Below are 2805 nucleotides of genomic sequence, written 5' to 3' on the forward strand. Positions count from 1 at the left end.
GTCAGCCCCGGTGCTGCCATGCTGATCTCTCCAGCCGATATCGAAGCCAATGCCGCATTGATCAGCAATGCCGGTGTCTTTGTCACGCAGCTCGAACAGCCGATCGAAGCAGCCATGCGGGCGTTGGAGATCGCGCGTGGGGCAGGGGTGACGACGATCCTCAACCCAGCCCCTGCGGCAAAGCTTCCCGACCGCATCTACACGCTCTGCGACTACCTCACGCCCAACGAGACCGAGACGGAGGAACTGACCGGGATGAAGGTGTCCTCGGTCGACGAGGCGCGAGCCGCCGCCGACAGTCTGCTCAAAAAGGGGGTCGGCACAGTCATCGTCACGCTCGGCGACAAGGGCGCGCTTTTGCACTCGAAAGATCGCTCCGACCACGTTCCAGCCGTCAGCGCCGGCCCGGTGGTCGAAACCACGGGGGCAGGCGATGCTTTCAATGGCGGGCTTGCCGCTGCACTTTCGAGGGGCGTGGAGCCGCTGCAGGCGGTGCGCTTCGCTTGCGCCGTCGCCGGAATCTCGGTGACCCGGCCAGGGACTGCGCCATCCATGCCGACGCTGCAGGAGGTCGAGGCGCTGCTGGCGAGAGGATGATCTTGCGCGGCAAGACGTCTGCATGGGCCGAACGGACCTGAGTGACCTCAGGTCTCTTGGACCTCAGGTCTCTTGCAAGACAACATTTTTGACAATCAATGTCGACATTTCTCCAAAGCCAAGGGCTTGATACCCTTGAGAGAAATGGCGCGAGTGACGGGGCTCGAACCCGCGACCTCCGGCGTGACAGGCCGGCACTCTAACCAACTGAGCTACACCCGCGCATGGCGAACACGTGTCAGCCGTGTTCGTCGTTGGGGCGCTGGATAAGGGGTTCGCCACCGGGTGTCAAGCGCACCAAACCATCATAACAGCAAACAGGAGAAGGTTTTTTGACAGCCGGCGTTTTGTTGGCAAAACCGGCATCCAACCAGGGCGTCCTGCGCTCATTTGGCCTTGCGAAGCGGACCCTGACCGCTTAAAGGTCCGGCCCGGAGCGGGCGATTAGCTCAGTTGGTAGAGCGCTTCGTTTACACCGAAGATGTCGGCGGTTCGAGCCCGTCATCGCCCACCATTCACACGATCTCCGGTGCGGTTGTCAGCCGTTTGGCGACATAGATGCTGTGGTCGGGCAATCCCGGCTCCCGCAACACTGCGAATCCGATGGCCCTGTAGAAGCGCAGCGCGTTGTGATTGTCCGGCATCACTTCGAGGCAAAGCCCGCGTGATCCGAGCGCGGCGAGCCTTTGCTCGAGAAAAGCCATCGCCCGCCGGCCGATGCCTTTTCCACGCGCTTGCGGCAACAGGTCGATATGACCGTGCGAAGGGTAGGCAGCCAGGGCCGGCGGAATGGTGAAGTCGCGATGATGGATCTGGTGGCGAGCCCAGTCGCTGCCGCTCCAGCGCGTGCGGTCGGGTCCGGGATCGGTCACCTGCGCGCGAAGGCGCGGATACCACCTTGCTGCCAGGCCTGCATTGAAAGCCTTTGTGTCTTTTGCACCCAGCAGATAGCCCGCGGCGCCCGTTGGCCCATCGACGATGAAAGCGAGGTCGGGCTCCAGCACCTGGTAGGGGATGGTGTAGATTTGGCCCAACAGATCCGGAGCGTCTTCGCGACCGGTTGCATCCTGGCCGGCATCACCGGTCTTGAGGCAGATCATGGCAAGTGCTGGATGGTCGGCCTCGGTCGCCTGGCGCAGGAAGAAGCCATCGCCGAAATCGATGATCATGGCGGAACGAGCCGGAAATCGCTGCCTTCGGGCAGCAACTGCCCACCATCGACGACGATGGTCGTGCCGGTGATGTAACTGGCATCGTCCGAGGCGAGGAACAGGAAGGCATTGGCGACGTCGCGCGGGCTGCCGAGGCGGCCAAGCGGGATGGAATCCTCCATGTTCTTGATGAACGCCTCGCCGCGATGCAGCTCGATCGCTTCGGTCAGGATGTTGCCGGGCTCGACGCCGTTGACGGTGATGCCGTAGCCGGAGAATTCCAGTGCCGCGGCGCGGATGAAGCCGTTGATGCCGGCCTTGCTGGCCGAATAGTGGCCATGGCCCGGGCTGGTGACATGCGGACCGGTGATGGAGGAGGTGTAGAGCATGCGGCCGAAGCGTTGCGCCTTCATCGGCACCAGGGCCGCGCGGCTGGCATTGAAGGTGCCGCGCAGATTGACCGCCATGACGCGGTCCCAGTCGTCGGCGCTGGTGTTCTCGATCAGCTGCCAGGGATAGATGCCGGCATTCTGCACGATGATGTCGAGACGGCCATGCTGCTTCAGCGCCAGCGCCACGGCGGCCTCGGCGTCGCTCATTTGCGAGATGTCGGTGCGGATGAAGGGGACGCCCAACTCGCCAGCGGTCGCTTGCCCGGCTTCGACTTCGGTGTCGGCGAGCACCAGCCGCGCTCCCTCTTCGGCAAAGCGGAGCGCAATGCCCTTGCCGATGCCGCGGGCGGCGCCGACGATGAGCGCCACCTTGTCTTTTAGCCGTCCTGTCATGCGAGCCGTCCTGTCATGCGAGTCTTTGGCGAATGGTTTGCTTGAAGGCGTCGAGCAGCACCGCGGCCAGCACCAGCAGGCCATGAATCACCTGGGTGAAATTGGCCGGCAGGCCCATCAAATTGATCGCCGTGTTGATGGCCGAGAGCAAAAGCACGCCGGCATAGACGCCGGGGAGGGTGCCGACGCCGCCTTTGAGGCTGACGCCGCCGATGACGACCGCGGCGAAGGCGTTGAACAGCAAGCCGACGCCGAGATTGGCGGGGGGCCCC

At 63.6% G+C, this 2805-nt stretch carries 3 protein-coding genes, 2 tRNA genes and 1 pseudogene; 2 read left to right on the forward strand and 4 right to left on the reverse strand.

Going from position 1 to position 2805, the window contains the following annotated elements:
* A partial coding sequence (locus tag EN925_RS30820; RefSeq protein WP_164894497.1) for a ribokinase occupies positions 1–597 on the forward strand: 597 nt, incomplete at its 5' end.
* A 145-nt stretch (positions 598–742) separates the two neighbouring features.
* Here the strand turns inward: EN925_RS30820 and EN925_RS30825 are convergent.
* A tRNA-Asp gene (locus EN925_RS30825) sits at positions 743–819 on the reverse strand.
* Between the two features lie 216 nt (positions 820–1035).
* Between EN925_RS30825 and EN925_RS30830 the strand changes: the two genes are divergently transcribed.
* Positions 1036–1111, forward strand: a tRNA-Val gene (locus tag EN925_RS30830).
* A 1-nt stretch (position 1112) separates the two neighbouring features.
* On the opposite strand, the gene EN925_RS30835 is transcribed toward EN925_RS30830, so the two are convergent.
* The 3 genes and pseudogenes from EN925_RS30835 to EN925_RS30845 form a co-directional block, all read right to left on the reverse strand.
* Positions 1113–1766 (reverse strand): GNAT family N-acetyltransferase, encoded by a 654-nt coding sequence (locus EN925_RS30835; protein ID WP_127368910.1) that lies wholly within the window; start codon positions 1764–1766, stop codon positions 1113–1115.
* On the reverse strand, positions 1763–2533 hold the full coding sequence (locus tag EN925_RS30840; RefSeq protein WP_013532178.1) for an SDR family NAD(P)-dependent oxidoreductase: 771 nt from the start codon (positions 2531–2533) through the stop codon (positions 1763–1765). The genes EN925_RS30835 and EN925_RS30840 overlap by 4 nt, the downstream gene beginning before the upstream one ends.
* Positions 2534–2546: 13 nt before the next feature.
* Positions 2547–2805 (reverse strand): annotated as a pseudogene (locus tag EN925_RS30845) (ABC transporter permease); the annotation flags it as partial.

The organism is Mesorhizobium sp. M7A.F.Ca.US.006.04.2.1 (assembly GCF_004022915.1).
GTDB lineage: Bacteria > Pseudomonadota > Alphaproteobacteria > Rhizobiales > Rhizobiaceae > Mesorhizobium > Mesorhizobium ciceri.

What these genes read in the sequence shown, in the direction of transcription:
- EN925_RS30835 (WP_127368910.1), bottom strand. Translation starts at nt 1,766, where the DNA reads ATGATCATCGATTTCGGCGATGGCTTCTTCCTGCGCCAGGCGACCGAG.
- EN925_RS30840 (WP_013532178.1), bottom strand. Translation starts at nt 2,533, where the DNA reads ATGACAGGACGGCTAAAAGACAAGGTGGCGCTCATCGTCGGCGCCGCC.